This window comes from Kitasatospora sp. NBC_01300, from assembly GCF_041435235.1.
Taxonomy (GTDB): Bacteria; Actinomycetota; Actinomycetes; order Streptomycetales; family Streptomycetaceae; genus Kitasatospora.
On sequence record NZ_CP108408.1, the window covers coordinates 6,117,481 to 6,133,705 of the forward strand.

Below are 16,225 nucleotides of genomic sequence, written 5' to 3' on the forward strand. Positions count from 1 at the left end.
CTTTGGGCGTGGGGGAGGCGCGGTCCGGTGGTCTCAGGTCCGTGGACGGCGGTGCAGGGCAAGCAGGACCACGGCCGCCGCCGCGACCAGGGCGGCCAGGGCGATGCCCGCCCGGGTGCCGGTGGTGGCGCGGTCGCCGGCCAGCGCGGCGGCGCCGGCCAGGGCCGGGCCGAAGGCGAAGCCCAGGCTGCGGGCCAGTTGGACGGCGGAGCCCGCGGTGGCGAGCTTCCCGGGGGGCGAGGCGGTCATCACCAGGGCCTGGGTGGGGCCGCCGTTGAGGCCCATCCCGACACCGGCCAGGGCGAGCCGCCAGGCGATGTCGGCGGCGGACCAGCCGGTGTCCAGCGGGACGAGCAGCGCCAGGCCGAGGGTGGTGACGGCGGCGCCCGCGAGCGCGGTCGGGCGGGTGCCCCAGCGGTCGGCCAGCCGCCCGCCGACCCGGCCGGCCAGCACCATGCCGAGCGGGAAGGCCAGCATGGTGAGCGCGGTGGCGGTGGCGCTCTCGCCACCCGGGCCGCGCAGGTGCTGGGCGAGCAGGTAGTGGCAGGCCGCGAAGCCGGCGGCGAGGGCCAGCACCGACGCGTTGACCCCGACGGTTCCGGCGGCCCGCAGCACCTCGGCGACCGGCCTGCCCCCGGGGCGGCGCAGCCAGACCAGCACCAGAGGGGCGGCGGACAGCGCCAGCAGCAGCCACAACGGCGCCTCCGGGGCCAGGGTCAGCGCGAGCAGCACGGCGGCGACGGCCGCGCCTATCAGGGTGGCGTCGCCGAGCGAGGCCCGGTCGGGCGGGCGCAGACGGCCCCGCCGCGGGGCGTACCGGTGCACGATCAGCACGGCGGCCAGGCAGACCGGCAGCTTGATCAGGAAGACCGCCCGCCAGCCGAAGTGGTCCAGCAGCAGGCCGCCGATGACCGGCCCGGTGACGGCGCCGAGCGGGCCGAGCGTCGCCGGAACGCTCATCGCCCGTCCGCGGGACTCGGGGCGGACGGAGGTGGCGGCCAGCACCGGCATCAGGACGAACAGCACCGCGCCGAAGGCGCCCTGGAGCAGCCGGGCGGCGATCAGCCAGCCCGCCCAGGGGGCGAGGGAGGCCAGCACGCTGCACGCGGCGAAGCAACTGACGGCGAGCAGCAGCGCCGAGCGGGTGCCCACCTGGTCCAGCCAGCGCCCGGCGGGCAGGAGGAGCGCCACCAGCGGGAGTTGGTAGCCGAGGGTGGCCCACTGGGCGACCCCGGCGGACACGTGCAGGCTGGCCGAGATGTCGGTGAGGGCCAGGTTGACCACGTTCATGTCGAGCATCGCGACGAACGAGAGCAGCCCGGCGGCCACGACCAGGATCCACCGGTCCGCCGAGTCGGATTGACGATCCGTCAGTGTGGCGGCGGCCAGTGGCTGTTGCGCTGCCATGGAGTCCCTCCGTTGCCCGGCTGCTGTCCCGGACACCGCCTCGGCGGCGGGGTCCGGTACAGCAGTCGGAGGCGCGGGGGCTCCAGTTCCGAACATGTGGGGGAATTTTCGGACGGGCAGGCGGGCAGGCGGACGGGAGGGGGTGGTGGGCGACGGACAGATGACAACCGACAACTAACAGATAACAGATTTCGAAATCTGTTATCTGTTAGTTGTCATCTGTTGGTTGTCATCTGTTGCCCGGCGCTTGCCGCCGTCCGTTCAGCAGGCAGCTGCGAGCTCCCCGCCCTCGGCCGCGCGGAGCCGGGCTATCAGCTCCTCCCGGGCGCGGGCGACTCGGGAGCGCACGGTGCCGATCGGGCAGCCGGCGACCTCGGCCGCCTCGGCGTAGCTCAGGCCGACCACCTGGGTGAGCACGAAGGCCTCCCGCCGTTGGGCGGGCACCCGGTCGAGCAGGTCCCCGAGCGCGACGCCGTCCTCGAACCCGGCCGCCGGCTCGGCCCCCTGCCGCTCCGCCGCCTCCTGCCAGTCCGGCAGTGCCGCACAGCGCGGTCGGGCGGCGGCCGTCCGGTACCGGTCGATCACCGTGCGCCGGGCGATCGACAGCAGCCAGGTGCGGGCCGAGGAGCGGCCGGCGAACGCGGGCAGGCCGCGCAGCGCGCGCAGGAAGGTCTCCTGTGCGAGGTCGTCGGCGGACTGGACGTCGGTGAGGTGGGCGACGAACCGCCAGACGTCCCGTTGGGTGGCGCGGACGAAGGCCTCGACGTCCGGGGCCCGGCCCGCGCGGGCGGTCAGCGCGAGCGCGGTGAGCTGCTCGTCATCCACGGCGGCCTCCCACCCGGCCGGTCCCGCCGTGAGGGCAGTGCGGGACGATGGTCGTATGAGATGCGCGCAGTTCCGTACCGCCCTGTCGGCCCGGCTCGACGGCGAACCGACCGGACTGCCGGATGGCCGGCTGGACGGGCACGTCGCGCGCTGCGCCGGCTGCCGAGGATGGCTGGAGCGGGCCGAGCAACTGCGCGGCCACGTCCGGGAGAGCGCCGCCGGTCCGTCGGAGGAGTGGTCGGCCCGCTTGCTGGACGGACTCGGCGTACGGGAGCTCGGGGGCGGTCAGGCTCCGGACGGGCCGGAGGCCGTGGAGCGGTAGGACGGTGGCGCCGGCCCAAGCCGGTGCGCCGTCGTAGTCAGGCATGCGAAGGTCCTGAGGGGAGGGCTGGGAGCGACGCCACCCGAGGTGGCGTCGCCGGCGTCCATGGGACTTCCGTGCGGCCCACGGCGCCTCCACGGGGGAGACGGCGGGCGGGCGCGCGCGGGCCCGGGCCCTGACGGCGCGGCGGCGAAGGCACGGCCGAGCGGCAGGGCGACCTGCCCGTCGAGCGAACCCCGTGGGCCCCGAGTCCCCGGCGGCGGTGGGCTGCCGGGGGCGGTGGGCGGAGGAGTGGGGACGGCGGGCGCGTCAGCAGGCGAGTGCGAGCGCCGGCGGGCCTCGCCGGACCACGGCATGCGTGAGCAGCACCGACCGGGACGGCCGGGCCCGGCCGCCGGTGGGGCGGGGCGCAGTCGGCGGGCGGTAGCCGAAGGGGCGCGCGAACAGCGCCAGCAGCGGGAGCACCAGCACTCCCGCGACCACGGTGCCGAGCGCGCCGAGCAGGTCGAAAAGCCGGACCAGCGCGGCGTCACCGCGCCACAGCAGCAGTGCGCAGGCCAGCGCGGCGAGCGCGTGGGCGGCGATCATCCCGAGGGACATCCCGTGCGCCATGTCGTGTGCCATGCCGTGTGTCGTCCCGGGGGGCATCCCCGCCATCCCGGCCACGTCCAGCGCCGTCCCATCGGCCGAAGCCGAAGCCGAAGCCGAAGCCGACGCGGAGAGCGACGTGGAGACCGACGCGGACGTGGACACCGATACCGGCGCGGAAACCACACCCGCCGCCGTCCCGTGGTGCATGCCCGCCATGGCGTGCAGGCCGTTGGCGGCGGGCGGGACGTCCGGGTCGAGGCCCGCCATCCGGGCCAGGTCGACGGGGGAGAGCCCGCCGGGGATCCGCTCGGGGTTGCAGAGCAGCAGCGCGGCCCAGTCCGTGGTGGCGAGCCGGCCGAGACCGCCGCCTCCCCGGCCGAGCGCCGCGGCCTGTTCGAACAGCAGGTGCAGCGCGCTCTGCGCCGCGACCATCCAGGCGCTGATCGCGCCGAGCCCGCGCCGCTTGCCGGCGAGCAGCCAGGTCAGACCGAGGACGGCCCCGAAGGCGCTGGCCAGCACCGGCGGTGAGACCCCGGCTCCGGCCATGGCGACGTGCGCCGCGGCGGCCAGCGCCACGCACAGCGCGGCGAAGACCACGGCGCGCAGCAGGCGGATCCGGTCGGTCATCACGATGGCACTCATCGTCGCACCCGCCCCGCCCGGCCCGGACCGCACCCTCCGGTATTGGCCGGTTCCACCCCGTGAGACCATGCCCGGCCCCGTGCCGCCGCGCGTCGGGACGCCCGGCCCGGCCGCCGCACCGACCCGTTCGTACGACCATCGACGCGGTTTGACATCGCCCCCCGCTTGCTCACTTAATGTGCACACCCCGGCACCGATAGTGGTGGCCGGGCGGACGCCGAACGCGAAGCAGGAGGCCCGGCCATGGAGACCTCGACCGGCTTGGCGGCCCCCGCCGCCGACCTCGCCGACCCCCGCTTCTGGCAGCTGCCCGCCCCCGCCCGCGCGGCCGCCTTCGCCGAACTGCGCCGACTCCCCGCGCCGGTGTTCTTCGGCGATCCCGCCACCGGCCGGGGCTTCCACGCGCTGGTCCGTCACGCCGACGTGGTCGAGGCCAGCCGCACCCCCGCGGTGTTCCTCAGCGGCCCCGGCGTCACCACCCCGGAACCGCCCCGCTGGGTCCGGCTGGTGTTCGGCGACTCGATGGTCAACCTCGACGACCCCCGGCACGCCCAACTGCGCAGGATCGTCTCGCGCGCCTTCACCCCCCGGCTGCTCGGCCAGGTCGAGGAGGACATCCGCCGCGTCGCCGCCCGCCTGGTCGACGACGTCGAGCGGCGGCGCCCGGAGGACTTCGTCACCTCCGTGGCCGCCGAGCTCCCCTTCCAGGTGATCTGCACCATGATGGGGATCCCGGAACACCCGCGCCGCATGATCCTGGACCAGGTCAACCACGCTTCCGAGAACATCGGCGTGGCCCGCCCGCTGCGCCGCCGGATCCGGATGCCCGGGCGCGGGCTGCTGGCACTGGCCCGCATGCAGGGCATGGTCGCCTCGATCGGCCGTGAGCGCCGCCGCAGGCCCACCGAGGACCTGATCTCCGCCCTGGTCACCGCCGACGTGGACGGCCGTCGGCTCACCGGACGCGAACTCGGCGCGTTCTTCTCCCTGCTGCTGGTCGCCGGCGTGGAGACCACCCGCAACGCGCTCGCCCACGGCCTGCACCTGCTGACCGCGCACCCGGAGCAGCGCGCCCTGCTGCTCGCGGACCTCGACGGGCGGCTCGGCGGCGCGGTCGACGAGATCATCCGCCATGCCACGCCGATCATCCACTTCCGCCGGACCCTCGCCGTCGACCACGAGCTCGGCGGCCCCGGGGGCCCGCTGCTGCGCGCGGGGGATAAGGTCGCGCTGTTCTTCGGCTCGGCCAACCGGGACGAGACGGTCTTCCCCGACCCGGACGCGTTCGACATCACCCGCACGCCCAACCCCCACCTCGGCTTCGGCGGCGGAGGGCCGCACTACTGCATCGGGGCGCACCTGGCCCGGCAGGAGATGAAGGTGCTGTTCCGCGAGCTGTTCGCCCGGCTGCCCGAGGCGCGGTCGGTAGGCGAGCCGGACATCGTGCCGTCCAACTTCGACCACCGGGTCCGGTCGCTGCGCTTCACGTTCTGAACCCTCCGAGCCCTCCGAGCCGTCCGAGTCTCCGAACCCCCTGAACTGTGCCCGGCCCGGCCGTCGGCCCTATCCGACCGGTTCCCAGACCGCGTGGTCGTGCGCGAACAGCACCCGGCGCGGCCCGTACTCCGCCACCCGGTCCAGCCAGGCCCGGTAACCGGGCAGCGGCGCGGCCACGCCCTCGCGCGACGCCCGCCGGGCGAGCACCGCCTGGCCGTACTCGGACGCGAAGTCGTACGCCTGCCCGGCCAGCATCACCGTGTCGCCGCCGGGCCGCTCGACCACCAGTGACTGGTGGCCGTCGGTGTGCCCGGGCGTCGGGAGTACCCGTACGCCCGGCCAGACCTCCGTCTCGCCGTCCAGCTCGCGGTAGTCGGCGCCGGGGAAGTCGACCAGCGCGTCGATGGTGTACGCGCCGCGCCGGGCGGCGGCCAGTTCGGCCGCCTGGACGAGGACGGGCGTGCCGGCGAGCAGCGGATTGCCGCCGCAGTGGTCGAAGTGGAGGTGGCAGTTGACCACCAGGTCGATGTCGGCGCCGGCGACGCCGACGGCCGCGAGCGCCTCCGTCAGCGGGCGGCGGACCGGGCGGTAGTGCGCTTCGGTCTCGGGCTCCCCTGCGCCGATCCCGGTGTCGAACAGCAGCAGCCCCTCCGGGCGGCGGACCAGGTACGCGAGGATCGGCTCCACCCGCGGTTCCGGGCCGCCCACCTCGGACGCAGGCCGGACGAAGTACCCCAGATCGAGGCGGTGGACCGCGTGCATGGAGCCCCCCTTGTCGCGCTGTTCCCCGTACGGGCGGCCGCGGCGGCCCCCGTTCGCAGCCTATCCGCCGATCGGCAGCCCCCGGTCGGCCTTCACCTGCTTCATCGTCAGATGCGAGTTGACCTGAGCGATCCCCGGCAGGCTGGAGAGCACGTCGGTGATGAAGCGCTCGTACGCGGCGATGTCGGCCACCGCGATGCGCAGCAGGTAGTCGGGTTCCCCGAAGAGGCGGTGCGCCTCCACCACTTCCGGCAGCTCCGCCACCCGGCGTTCGAACTCGGCGACCGTCACCTGATCCTCGTGACGCATGGTGATCGTGACGAAGGGCTGGAAGCCGCGTCCGACCGCCGTGCCGTCCAGGAGAGCGCGGTAGCCGCGGATCACGCCGTCCTGCTCCAGTTGTCGGACCCGGCGCAGGCAGGGGGAGGGGGTGAGGTCCACCCGGGCGGCCAGGTCGGCGTTGGTCAGGCGGCCGTCCTGCTGGAGCTCGCGGAGGATTCTGCGGTCGATTCGGTCCATGGCGCAATATTCTGCCAAAACGCGGGCCGGGCGAGCAGGAAGTGGCCATCGCGTGCCAGGGCTATCCGGCTACCTTCAGTGACCGAACGCACCGGACAGGTGCCGCGAGGATCACCGGACCAACGGCCGGGACCCGCCCGAACGAGCACGACAGGTCACCGCCACCCATGGACACCCACGCCCTCCTCCTCTTCCTCGGAGTCGACCTGCTGCTGGTCTGCACACCGGGGCCCGACTGGCTCTACATCGCCGCCCGGGGCCTCGGCCAGGGCCGGCGCGCCGCCTTCATCGCGGTCGGCGGTGTCTGCGCCGGCTACGCCGTCCACACCCTGCTCTCCAGCGCCGGCCTGGCCGCCGCGCTGCGTGCCGTCCCCGCCGCCCTGCCCGTCCTGCGCCTCACCGGCGCCGCGTACCTGCTGGTGCTGGCCGTCACCATGCTGCTCACGCTGCGCAAGGGCGGGGGCGCCACGGCCCTCACCGAGCCCAAGCCGCAGCCCACCGCGACCGTGCTGCGCCAGAGCATGCTGACCGCCCTGCTCAACCCCAAGGGACTGCTGCTCTACCTCTCCCTGGTGCCGCAGTTCGTCGAGCCGGGCGCCGCGCTGCCGGTCGGCGGGCAGGTGCTCGCCCTCGGCTCGCTCAACGTGCTGGCCTGCGCCGTCGTGTACGGGCTGGTCGCGCACGCCAGCGGACGCCTGGGCGGACGGCTCGGCGGCACCCCGCGCGCGGCGCGCCGGATGACCCTCGTCTCGGCGGTGCTGCTGATGCTGGTGGCGGGCGTCACGGCGAGCGCCTGAGAACGGGAGCACAATGCCGGGCATGACAGAGCGTCCGACCTCCCCCGGCACCCGGCCCGCCGATCAGCCCGCGTCCGGCGAACAGGCTGCGTCCGCCGATCGGCCCGTGCCCGCCGAACAGGCTGCGTCCACCGATCAGCCCGCCCCCGGCGGGGAACCCGCGGACCGGCCCACCGCCGACCTCTGGGCCGCCCTCGGCGGATCGGCCGACCTGCTGGGGCGGGTCTCCTTCCATGGCCCCGGCGACGTCCTGCCCTCCGGCCTGCCGGTGCGCCGGCTCGCCCGGGCCACCGTGGCCGCCTGCTCGCTGGCCGCCGCCGAACTCGCCGCCCACCGCGCCGGCGGCCCGGTCCCCGCCGTCCGGGTGGACCAGGGCGCCGTCGCCACCGCCTTCGTCAGCGAACGCCACCTGACCGTCGACGGCCGCACACCCGTCAGCTTCGCCCCGCACTCCGGCTTCTGGCGCACCGCAGACGGCTGGGTCCGCACCCACGCCAACTACCCGCACCACCGCACCCGACTGCTCGCCGCCCTCGACCTGCCCGCCGACGCCGGGCCCGAGCAACTCGCCGAGCTGCTGGGTGAACTGCCGGCGGAGCAGGTCCAGGAGCGGGCGTTCGAAGCGGGGGCGCTCGCCGTGGCCGTCGCGCCGGTGAGTGCCACCGTGCACCCCCTGGTGGAGAGCCGGGTGACCGGCACCGCGCCCGTCCGTCCGCTCGGCGACGCCGGCCCGGAGCGGCCCGCCGCCGGGATCCGCGTCCTCGACCTCACCCGGGTCATCGCCGGACCGGTCGCCACCCGCACCCTCGCCCTGCTGGGGGCCGACGTCCTGCGCGTCGACCCGCCCCACCTCCCCGAGGCCGACGACGCCCACACCGACACCGGCTTCGGCAAGCGCTCCACCCGCCTCGACCTCGCCGATCCCGCCGACCGCGCCGTCTTCGACGGCCTGCTCGCCACCGCCGACGTCCTCGTCACCGGATACCGCCCCGGCGCCCTCGACGCGTACGGCCTCGCCCCCGACACACTGTCGGCCCGCCACCCCGGCCTGATCGTCGCGCAGCTCTGCGCCTGGGGCTGGGCCGGCCCCTGGGCCGGCCGGCGCGGCTTCGACAGCCTCGTCCAGGCCGGCGTCGGCATCGCCGCCCACGAGGCCGGCCCCGACGGCCGCCCGGGCGTACTGCCCGCCCAGGCCCTCGACCACGGCACCGGCTACCTCGTCGCCGCCGCCGTCCTGCGTGCCCTCACCGAGCAGCGCACCGGCCGGCCCGGCGGCCGCCACCTGCGGTTCTCCCTCGCCGGTACGGCCTCGTGGCTGCTGCACGGCATCCCGCCCGAGGCGCCCGCCCCTGCCGCCCCTGCTGCCCCGGCGGACGGCGCTCCGGACACCGGGGCGTACGACCCGGCCCGGTGGCTCGCCGAGACCGACTCCGCCTACGGACGGCTGCGCCACGCCCTGACGCCCATCGCCTACACCGGCGCGCCCACCGACTGGTCCCGCCCGCCGGGGCGCTGGGGGACGGACGCGCCGGTCTGGCTCTGAGGACGCCGCGCAACCGCCGCCCGGCCGACGGTGTCACAGGCAGCTGACAGCATCGGCGCATGACTGCACACGCCACCGACTACACCTGGTTCGAGCAGCGCTACCCCGTCCCCGGGGCGGCCCACTGCCTGACGCTGGTCGAGGGGATCACCGCCGACGAACTGCTGAGCCGCTTCGGCGCCCTGCCCGGTCGGGAGGTCACCGGCCTGGACGCCGTGGTCGCCGCCTGGGAGACCTTCGACGACGGGGAGGACGAGGAGGCGGAGGCCCGGATCGAGCCGGAGGACGACCGGCTGCTCGTCGCGGTCACCGAACTCGACGGGTGGGCCGTCGTCGTCGAGGTCTTCGGCCACCTCGGCAGCCTGCCCGACGTCATCCGCCGCCTCGCCGACGGCACCCGGCTGGTCTCGCACTTCCGGAACGCCGTCGCGGTGGACCACTTCAACTGGTGGGAGCAGGGCAGCTGCCGGCTCCGGTTCGAGCCGCTGTTCCCCGCCCAGCGGCACGGTTCGGACGCCGACGCCCCCGGTGTCCCCGCGCTGCTGACGGCCTGCGGCTTCCGGCTCGACGGGGAGGGTCACGACCTGCACACCGAGGCCGCGTTCGCGCTGGCCGAGCGGCTGACAGGCGTCCGGCTCACACCGGAACGGCTGGAGGCCGCCACCTTCCGGATCGGCTACGCGCCGACGCGCTAGCTGCGGAGTCTGCTGGCCCGTGGAGTCTGGCCCGTGAAGTCAGAACCGTCGAGTCAGAACCGTCGGGTCAGGTCGTGGAGTCAGGTAGTGAAGTCAGACCCCCGCCGGGATCTGCTTGGCCCGGCCGCGCATCTGGAGGGCCGTCACGATCTCGATCAGCCCGAGGACCACCAGCCAGCAGCCGGCCAGGACGGCCAACGCGGCGATCGAACCGACCGGCCAGACCAGCAGCAGCACACCGGCCACCGTGTTGGCCGCGCCTGCGAAGGCCTGCCAGCCACGGGCCGGCATCGCCGGGTCGGAAACCGCGGCGGCTAGCTGGGTGATGCCCCGGAACAGCCAGCCGATGCCGATCCAGATCGCGAGCAGGACCAGCGACTGCGCCGCGCTGCGGAAGCAGAGCAGCCCCAGCAGGACGCAGATCGCCCCGCTGATGAAGGCCAGCACCCGCATCGCGGTGGACGCGTGGGTGCCGAACGCGGCGACCAACTGCACGATGCCGATGACCAGCAGGTAGAGGCCGAACAGCACGCCCACCACCAGCAGGGTCTCCTTCGGCCAGACGAAGACGACGATTCCGAGGGCCAGCGAGACGATTCCGGCGAGCAGCAGGACCTGCCAGGCGGCCTTGGCGAGCTGGCCGAGCGGACCCTGGACCGGGGAACCGTCGGGGGTGATGATCGGGGAAACCACGGTGGTGTACTCCTCGGGGCCGGGGACGGGCAGGGGCCGAACCCCAGACTGGCCGGGCCACCGCCGACCGGCGCGCCGGGTACGGCCGTTCGGGGGAGACGAATGTTCGATGGAACGGCACCGGTGGCCTTCCGGTCGCCGGAACGACACCGTCCGGCCGCCTGCCGTCGATATCATCCGGCGGTATGACTTCTGAAGGGTGGGGGACCCGTTCGGTCGAGCCGGTCAGTCAGCACTACATCGTCTGCGGGGGCAACGCACTGGCCCACCGGCTGGTCCTGGAACTCGTCGAGCACTACGAGGTCCCGGTCGTCGTCCTGGTCACCGATCGCACCCGCGACCACGCGCCGCAGATCGAGCAACTCCCCGGCGTCGCCGCCGTCGTCGAGTACGCCAGCATCACCGACGAGGCGCTGCGCGAGGTGTCGATCGACACCGCCCGCGGCCTCGCCCTCGTCGAGGGCAGCGACCAGGACAACATCCACGCCGCGCTCAGCGCCCAAGGCCACAACCCGGACCTCCGGATCGTGCTCCGGATGTTCAACCAGCGCCTCGGCGAGAACATCGAACGGCTGCTCAGGAACGGTGCCGCGCTCTCCGGTTCCGCCACCGCCGCACCCGCCTTCGCCGCGGCGGCGCTCGGGCGGCCCAACTCGGTCGAGATCGGCGGACGCTTCCTGCACATCGCCTTCGACGACGCCATCACCTCCGACCGGATCTGCGTGGTCGCCGACCACATCGACCGCCAGGACCTCAGCAGGATCCGCCTGCTGCCCGAACAGCGCGGCGACTCGGCCGACTTCGTCCGGCTCGCCAGCGAGTTCGGCGACGACGGACCGGTCCGCCCCGGTGGCGTTCGCCGCGACGCGGACCCGGAGCCGGTGCCCGAGGAGGAGCCGGGCGGCGTGGCCGCTCTCCAGGCGCTGCGCATCGAACCCAGGGAACCGATCAGCTGGGCGCGGCGGGCGCGCTGGCGGCTGCTCGACATGATGCGCTTCTTCACCAGCGCCCGGATGCGGCTGGTGCTGCTCACCGCCCTCGCCGCAGTGCTGATGGCCTTCGGCGTGCTCTGGTACCTGAACCGGAACTTCGGCTGGACCCTCTACATCTCGCTGCTCGACCTCGCGGGCGCCGCCCAGCCCGACCAGCTCGCCGACATCGCCGCCGGGACGGGGACGGGCGGACTGTGGCAGCGGGTGGCGCAGGTGGTGATCACCATCTGCGGGATCACCTTCGCCCCGGTCGCCACCGCCATCGCGGTCGAGGTGCTCGGCTCCGGGCGGCGCGGGCAGCCCCGCAACCCCGGGGCCGGCACCCGGGACCACGTGATCGTCGTCGGCCTCGGCAACGTCGGCACCCGGGTCGCGGCCCAACTGCACGAACTGGGCGTGCCGGTGGTCTGCATGGAGCGCGACCCGCAGGCCCGGGGCATCGCCGCCGCCCGGGCGCTCGGCATTCCGGTGGTCCTGGGCGACGGCCCGTTCGAGGAGCAGTTGCGCCGTGCCCGGTTGAAGCACAGCCGGGCGCTGGTCGCGGTGAGCGGCGACGACGCCACCAACCTGGAGGCGGCCCTGGAGGCGCGCCACGGGAATCCCGAAGTCCGCGTGGTGGTGCGGCTGTTCGACGACAACTTCGCCGGGCACTTCTACGCGACGCTGGACAACGCGGCCTCGCGCTCGGTCTCGTACCTGGCCGCACCCGCCTTCGCCGCCGCCCTGATGGGGCGCGAGGTGCGCGGGATGCTGTCGGTGTTCCGGCACGTGCTGCTGATCGCCGAGTTGACGGTCGAGGACGGCAGTGGGCTGATCGGGATGAACCGGCACGACCTGGAGGACCCGGGCGGCGTCCGGGTGATCGCCGTCCGGTTCGCCCGCAGCGCGCAGTTGCAGTGGAACTTCCCCGACCGCACGCGGCGCCTCACCCCCGGAGACCAGATCGTGGTCGCCGCCACCCGCAGTGGGCTCGCCCGGCTCAACACGGCGCTGGTGGACGAGGCGTGACGGCGGTCGGCAGGTAACAGCAGACAGCCGGCAGATAACAGCTAACAGATTTCAGATGACGAAATCTGTTAGCTGTTATCTGTTACTTGTCGGCTGTCAGCTGTCAGCCGTGAGCGGCCAGGTCACCGGTTGGTGAAGGACGGCGGGCGCTTCTCGGCGAACGCCGCCATGCCCTCCTTCTGGTCCGCCGTGGCGAACGCCGCGTGGAACAGTCGGCGCTCGAAGCGGACGCCCTCGGCGAGGGTCGTCTCGAAGGCGCGGTTGACGCTTTCCTTCATCATGACCGCCGCCGGGGTGGACATCGCCGCGACGGTCTCGGCCACCGTCAGGGCCTCGGCGAGCAGCTGGTCCGCCGGGACGATCCGGGAGACCAGGCCGGCCCGCTCGGCCTCCTCGGCGCCCATCATCCGGCCGGTCAGGCACAGTTCCATCGCCTTCGCCTTGCCGACCGCCCGGGTCAGCCGCTGCGAGCCGCCGATGCCCGGGATCACGCCGAGCTTGATCTCCGGCTGCCCGAACTTCGCGGTGTCCGCCGCCAGCAGGATGTCGCACAGCATCGCCAGCTCGCAGCCGCCGCCCAGCGCGAACCCGGCCACCGCCGCCACGACCGGCTTGCGCAGCGCGCCGAGCCGGTCCCAGGGGCCCAGCCAGTCGTCCAGGTAGACGTCCGGGAACCGGTTGCCCTGCATCTCCTTGATGTCGGCGCCGGCCGCGAACGCCTTCTCCGAGCCGGTGATCACCAGACAGCCGATCTCCGGGTCCCGGTCGAAGGCGGTGGCGGCCGCGACCACCTCGTTCATCAGCTGGGTGTTCAGCGCGTTGAGCGCCTTCGGCCGGTTGAGCGTGATCAGCCCCACCCGGCCCTTGCGCTCGACCAGGATCGTCTCGTAGGTCTCGGTCTCGGTCATCGCCGTTGACTCCCATTCCGCTGCTCGGCGCCGCGCGGGCGCGCCCTGACCGTCCAACGATCTACGACGCGCCCCGACTCGCGCCAGTCTTGGTATGCGAGACGGTCGTCACGGGCCCGGCTCCCCGCTGCGGAGCCGGGGCCCAGGGCTCCGGACGCGGGCGGCCTCCGGACACGGGACGTCAGGGGTCAGAAGCGGACCCCGTAGCGCTCGGCCGCCTGCCGGACGGTCTCCGCCTTGACCTCGCCCCGGCGCGCCAGCGCGGCCAGCGCCGCCACCGTGATCGACTGGGCGTCCACGCCGAAGTGTCGCCGTGCCGCGTCCCGGCTGTCGGAGAGGCCGAAGCCGTCCGTGCCGAGCGACGTCCAGTCCTGCTCCACCCACGGGCGGATCTGGTCCGGCACCGCGCGCATCCAGTCGCTGACCGCCAGCACCGGCCCGGGCGCCCCTGCCAGTGCCCGCGTCACGTAGGGGACGCGCGCCGCCGCGCCCGTACCGGCCGCCGCCTGCGCCAGGTTGGCCGCGTCGCAGTCCAGTGCCTCCCGGCGCAGCTCCGTCCAGGAGGGCGCCGACCAGACGTCCGCCGCCACGCCCCAGTCCTCGCCGAGCAGTTGCTGGGCGGCGAGTGCCCAGCGTACGGCGGTGCCCGAGGCGAGCAGTTGGAGCCGCGGCGCGTCGCCGTCCGGCGAGGGCTCCGCCGGGCGGTAGCGGTACAGTCCGCGCAGGATGCCGTCAGTGATGTCAGTGATGTCAGTGGCGTCGGTAGCGTCGGTGACATTCGTGCCGGTCGGCAGCGGCGGCTGTGGCAGCGGCTCGTTGTAGACGGTCAGGTAGTAGAACACGTCCTCACCGTGCGGGTGTTGGGGGCTGCTGCCGTACATCCGGCGCAGGCCCTCGCGGACGATCACCGCGACCTCGTACCCGAAGGCGGGGTCGTAGGAAAGCGTCGCCGGGTTGGTGGAGGCGATCAACTGCGAGTGGCCGTCAGCGTGTTGCAGGCCCTCGCCGGTCATCGTGGTGCGTCCGGCGGTGGCGCCGATCAGGAAGCCCCGGCCCAGCTGGTCGGCCAGGGCCCACATCTGGTCGGCGGTGCGCTGCCAGCCGAACATCGAGTAGAAGATGTAGAACGGGATCACCGGCTCGCCGTGGGTGGCGTAAGCGGTCGCGGCGGCGGTCAGCGAGGCCATCGAACCGGCCTCCGTGATGCCCTCGTTGAGGATCTGGCCGGTCGCCGACTCCTTGTAGTGGAGCAGCTGGTCACGGTCGACCGGGTCGTAGGTCTGCCCCAGCGGCGAGTAGATGCCGGCGCTCGGGAAGAGCGACTCCATGCCGAAGGTGCGTGCCTCGTCCGGGACGATCGGCACCCAGCGGTGGCCGGTGGCCTTGTCCCGCATCAGGTCCTTGACCAGCCGGACGAACGCCATGGTGGTCGCGATCTCCTGCGTGCCGGAGCCCTTGAGCAGCGCCTCGAAGGGCTTCGCGGGCAGCTCGGGCAACGGGGTGAAGCGCACCCGGCGGGCGGGCGCGGGGCCGCCCAGCGCGGCGCGCCGCTCCCGGAGGTATCGGGCCTCCGGGGAGTCCGGGCCCGGGTGCGCGTACGGGACCAGCCCGCCGGTCAAGGCGCTGTCAGGAATGGGAAGTTCGAGCAGGTCGCGCATCGCCCGGAACTCCGCTCCGGAGAGCTTCTTCATCTGGTGGTTGGCGTTGCGGGCCTCGAAGCCTGGGCCGAGCGTCCAGCCCTTGACCGTCTGCACCAGCACCACCGTGGGGGCGCCCCGGTGCTCCAGCGCCGCTCGGTAGGCGGCGTACACCTTGCGCGGTTCGTGCCCGGCCCGGGAGGTCGCGACGATCTCCAACAGCCGCTGGTCGTCCACCGTTTCGGCGATGGCCCGGAGTTCGGGCGCGGACTGGAACAGGTGCTCGCGGACGTAGCGGGCGTCCGAGGCGGCGTAGGTCTGGAACTGTCCGTCCGGCACCGTGCCGAGCCGGCGCACCAGAGCGCCCGTGGTGTCGCGGGCCAGGAGGTCGTCCCAGGCCTCGCCCCACAGCGACTTGACGACGTTCCAGCCAGCGGCGCGGAACTGGCGCTCCAGCTCCTGGACGATCTTTCCGTTGCCGCGCACCGGTCCGTCCAGGCGCTGGAGGTTGCAGTTGACCACGAAGGTGAGGTTGTCCAGCCCCTCGCGGGCGGCCAGGGCGAGCGCGGCGGTCGACTCCGGCTCGTCCATCTCCCCGTCGCCGAGGAACGCCCAGACGTGCGAGCCGGAGGTGTCCTTGATGCCGCGCGCGGTCAGGTACCGGTTGAACCGGGCCTGGTGGATGGCCGACAGCGGTCCGAGGCCCATGGACACGGTCGGGAACTCCCAGAACCACGGCAGCCGGCGCGGGTGCGGGTACGAGGGCAGGCCGTCGCCGCCGGCCTCCTGCCGGAAGCGGTCCAACTGGGCTTCGCCGATGCGCCCTTCGAGGAAGGCACGGGCGTAGACGCCGGGTGCGGCGTGGCCCTGGACGTACAGCTGGTCGCCGGAGCCGTCGGCCTCCTTGCCGCGGAAGAAGTGCTGGAAGCCGATCTCGTACAGCCAGGCGGCCGACGCGTACGTGGCCATGTGCCCGCCGAGGCCGCCGCGGTGGTTGCCCCTGGTCACCATGGCGGCGGCGTTCCAGCGGTTCCAGGCGGTGATCCGGCGCTCGATCGCCTCGTCGCCGGGGAACTCGGGCTCGGCGCCGGTCGGGATGGTGTTGACGTACGGGGTGTCCAGGAGCGGCGGGACGTCGAGCCGGCGCAGTTCGGCGTGTTCGACGAGGCGGCGCAGCAGGTGGGCGGCGCGGTGCGCTCCGCCGAAGTCGCTGGCGGCGTCCAGGGAGGCGCGCCACTCCGCGACCTCTTCGGGGTCGCGGTCGGGAAGCTGGTCGAGCTGGGACACGGATGGTTCCCCTTTGCCGGTGCTTCAGAGTGCCGATTCCGGGATGCGGAATAGCATTTCTCTCCATGGAAGGTCTCTATGGACGGTAGGGAGTGCTCCG

At 73.8% G+C, this 16,225-nt stretch carries 14 protein-coding genes; 6 read left to right on the top strand and 8 right to left on the bottom strand.

Annotated features, from left to right (window positions below):
- Positions 1-33 precede the first annotated feature (33 nt).
- Together OG556_RS26760 and OG556_RS26765 are read right to left on the bottom strand one after the other, a co-directional pair.
- Entirely contained in the window at positions 34-1,407 is a 1,374-nt protein-coding gene (locus OG556_RS26760; RefSeq protein ID WP_371520272.1) for an MFS transporter, read from the bottom strand.
- A 261-nt stretch (positions 1,408-1,668) separates the two neighbouring features.
- Positions 1,669-2,232 (bottom strand): sigma-70 family RNA polymerase sigma factor, encoded by a 564-nt coding sequence (locus tag OG556_RS26765; RefSeq protein ID WP_363579536.1) that lies wholly within the window; start codon positions 2,230-2,232, stop codon positions 1,669-1,671.
- A 55-nt stretch (positions 2,233-2,287) separates the two neighbouring features.
- Here OG556_RS26765 and OG556_RS26770 point away from each other — a divergent pair, with 55 nt between their 5' ends.
- Positions 2,288-2,554, top strand: a complete 267-nt coding sequence (locus OG556_RS26770; RefSeq protein WP_371520275.1) for a zf-HC2 domain-containing protein — start codon at positions 2,288-2,290, stop codon at positions 2,552-2,554.
- Between the two features lie 309 nt (positions 2,555-2,863).
- Here OG556_RS26770 and OG556_RS26775 read toward each other — a convergent pair whose 3' ends face one another.
- Complete coding sequence (locus OG556_RS26775) at positions 2,864-3,787, bottom strand: hypothetical protein (protein WP_371520278.1); 924 nt, start codon at positions 3,785-3,787, stop codon at positions 2,864-2,866.
- Positions 3,788-4,030: 243 nt separating this feature from the next.
- Between OG556_RS26775 and OG556_RS26780 the strand changes: the two genes are divergently transcribed.
- On the top strand, positions 4,031-5,281 hold the full coding sequence (locus OG556_RS26780) for a cytochrome P450 (RefSeq protein WP_371520281.1): 1,251 nt from the start codon (positions 4,031-4,033) through the stop codon (positions 5,279-5,281).
- Between the two features lie 69 nt (positions 5,282-5,350).
- On the opposite strand, the gene OG556_RS26785 is transcribed toward OG556_RS26780, so the two are convergent.
- Both OG556_RS26785 and OG556_RS26790 read right to left on the bottom strand, forming a co-directional pair.
- Entirely contained in the window at positions 5,351-6,046 is a 696-nt protein-coding gene (locus OG556_RS26785) for an N-acyl homoserine lactonase family protein (RefSeq protein WP_371520284.1), read from the bottom strand.
- A 60-nt stretch (positions 6,047-6,106) separates the two neighbouring features.
- Positions 6,107-6,565 (bottom strand): Lrp/AsnC family transcriptional regulator, encoded by a 459-nt coding sequence (locus OG556_RS26790; RefSeq protein ID WP_371520287.1) that lies wholly within the window; start codon positions 6,563-6,565, stop codon positions 6,107-6,109.
- A 167-nt stretch (positions 6,566-6,732) separates the two neighbouring features.
- Here OG556_RS26790 and OG556_RS26795 point away from each other — a divergent pair, with 167 nt between their 5' ends.
- From OG556_RS26795 to OG556_RS26805, 3 genes are read left to right on the top strand one after another with little or no spacing between them, the layout of a single operon-like run.
- Positions 6,733-7,362, top strand: coding sequence for a LysE family translocator (locus tag OG556_RS26795; RefSeq protein ID WP_371520289.1), 630 nt, complete (start codon positions 6,733-6,735; stop codon positions 7,360-7,362).
- A gap of 22 nt (positions 7,363-7,384) precedes the next feature.
- Positions 7,385-8,905: a CoA transferase gene (locus OG556_RS26800; RefSeq protein ID WP_371520292.1), complete on the top strand. Its 1,521-nt coding sequence runs from the start codon at positions 7,385-7,387 to the stop codon at positions 8,903-8,905.
- A 59-nt stretch (positions 8,906-8,964) separates the two neighbouring features.
- Positions 8,965-9,600: a DUF6461 domain-containing protein gene (locus OG556_RS26805; RefSeq protein WP_371520295.1), complete on the top strand. Its 636-nt coding sequence runs from the start codon at positions 8,965-8,967 to the stop codon at positions 9,598-9,600.
- A 93-nt stretch (positions 9,601-9,693) separates the two neighbouring features.
- Here the strand turns inward: OG556_RS26805 and OG556_RS26810 are convergent, their stop codons facing one another.
- A complete protein-coding gene (locus OG556_RS26810) occupies positions 9,694-10,293 on the bottom strand; it encodes an HdeD family acid-resistance protein (protein WP_371520298.1) in 600 nt (199 codons plus the stop codon).
- Between the two features lie 185 nt (positions 10,294-10,478).
- Here OG556_RS26810 and OG556_RS26815 point away from each other — a divergent pair, with 185 nt between their 5' ends.
- Positions 10,479-12,293, top strand: coding sequence for an NAD-binding protein (locus OG556_RS26815; protein ID WP_371520300.1), 1,815 nt, complete (start codon positions 10,479-10,481; stop codon positions 12,291-12,293).
- A gap of 122 nt (positions 12,294-12,415) precedes the next feature.
- Here OG556_RS26815 and OG556_RS26820 read toward each other — a convergent pair whose 3' ends face one another.
- Complete coding sequence (locus OG556_RS26820; protein WP_371520303.1) at positions 12,416-13,201, bottom strand: enoyl-CoA hydratase; 786 nt, start codon at positions 13,199-13,201, stop codon at positions 12,416-12,418.
- Between the two features lie 188 nt (positions 13,202-13,389).
- Positions 13,390-16,125: a pyruvate dehydrogenase (acetyl-transferring), homodimeric type gene (gene aceE / locus OG556_RS26825; protein WP_371520306.1), complete on the bottom strand. Its 2,736-nt coding sequence runs from the start codon at positions 16,123-16,125 to the stop codon at positions 13,390-13,392.
- Between the last annotated feature and the right edge of the window lie 100 nt (positions 16,126-16,225).

What these genes read in the sequence shown, in the direction of transcription:
- OG556_RS26815 (WP_371520300.1), top strand. Translation starts at nt 10,479, where the DNA reads ATGACTTCTGAAGGGTGGGGGACCCGTTCGGTCGAGCCGGTCAGTCAG.
- OG556_RS26770 (WP_371520275.1), top strand. Translation starts at nt 2,288, where the DNA reads ATGAGATGCGCGCAGTTCCGTACCGCCCTGTCGGCCCGGCTCGACGGC.
- OG556_RS26795 (WP_371520289.1), top strand. Translation starts at nt 6,733, where the DNA reads ATGGACACCCACGCCCTCCTCCTCTTCCTCGGAGTCGACCTGCTGCTG.
- OG556_RS26800 (WP_371520292.1), top strand. Translation starts at nt 7,385, where the DNA reads ATGACAGAGCGTCCGACCTCCCCCGGCACCCGGCCCGCCGATCAGCCC.
- OG556_RS26775 (WP_371520278.1), bottom strand. Translation starts at nt 3,787, where the DNA reads ATGAGTGCCATCGTGATGACCGACCGGATCCGCCTGCTGCGCGCCGTG.
- OG556_RS26805 (WP_371520295.1), top strand. Translation starts at nt 8,965, where the DNA reads ATGACTGCACACGCCACCGACTACACCTGGTTCGAGCAGCGCTACCCC.
- OG556_RS26785 (WP_371520284.1), bottom strand. Translation starts at nt 6,046, where the DNA reads ATGCACGCGGTCCACCGCCTCGATCTGGGGTACTTCGTCCGGCCTGCG.
- OG556_RS26780 (WP_371520281.1), top strand. Translation starts at nt 4,031, where the DNA reads ATGGAGACCTCGACCGGCTTGGCGGCCCCCGCCGCCGACCTCGCCGAC.
- OG556_RS26790 (WP_371520287.1), bottom strand. Translation starts at nt 6,565, where the DNA reads ATGGACCGAATCGACCGCAGAATCCTCCGCGAGCTCCAGCAGGACGGC.
- OG556_RS26760 (WP_371520272.1), bottom strand. Translation starts at nt 1,407, where the DNA reads ATGGCAGCGCAACAGCCACTGGCCGCCGCCACACTGACGGATCGTCAA.
- OG556_RS26820 (WP_371520303.1), bottom strand. Translation starts at nt 13,201, where the DNA reads ATGACCGAGACCGAGACCTACGAGACGATCCTGGTCGAGCGCAAGGGC.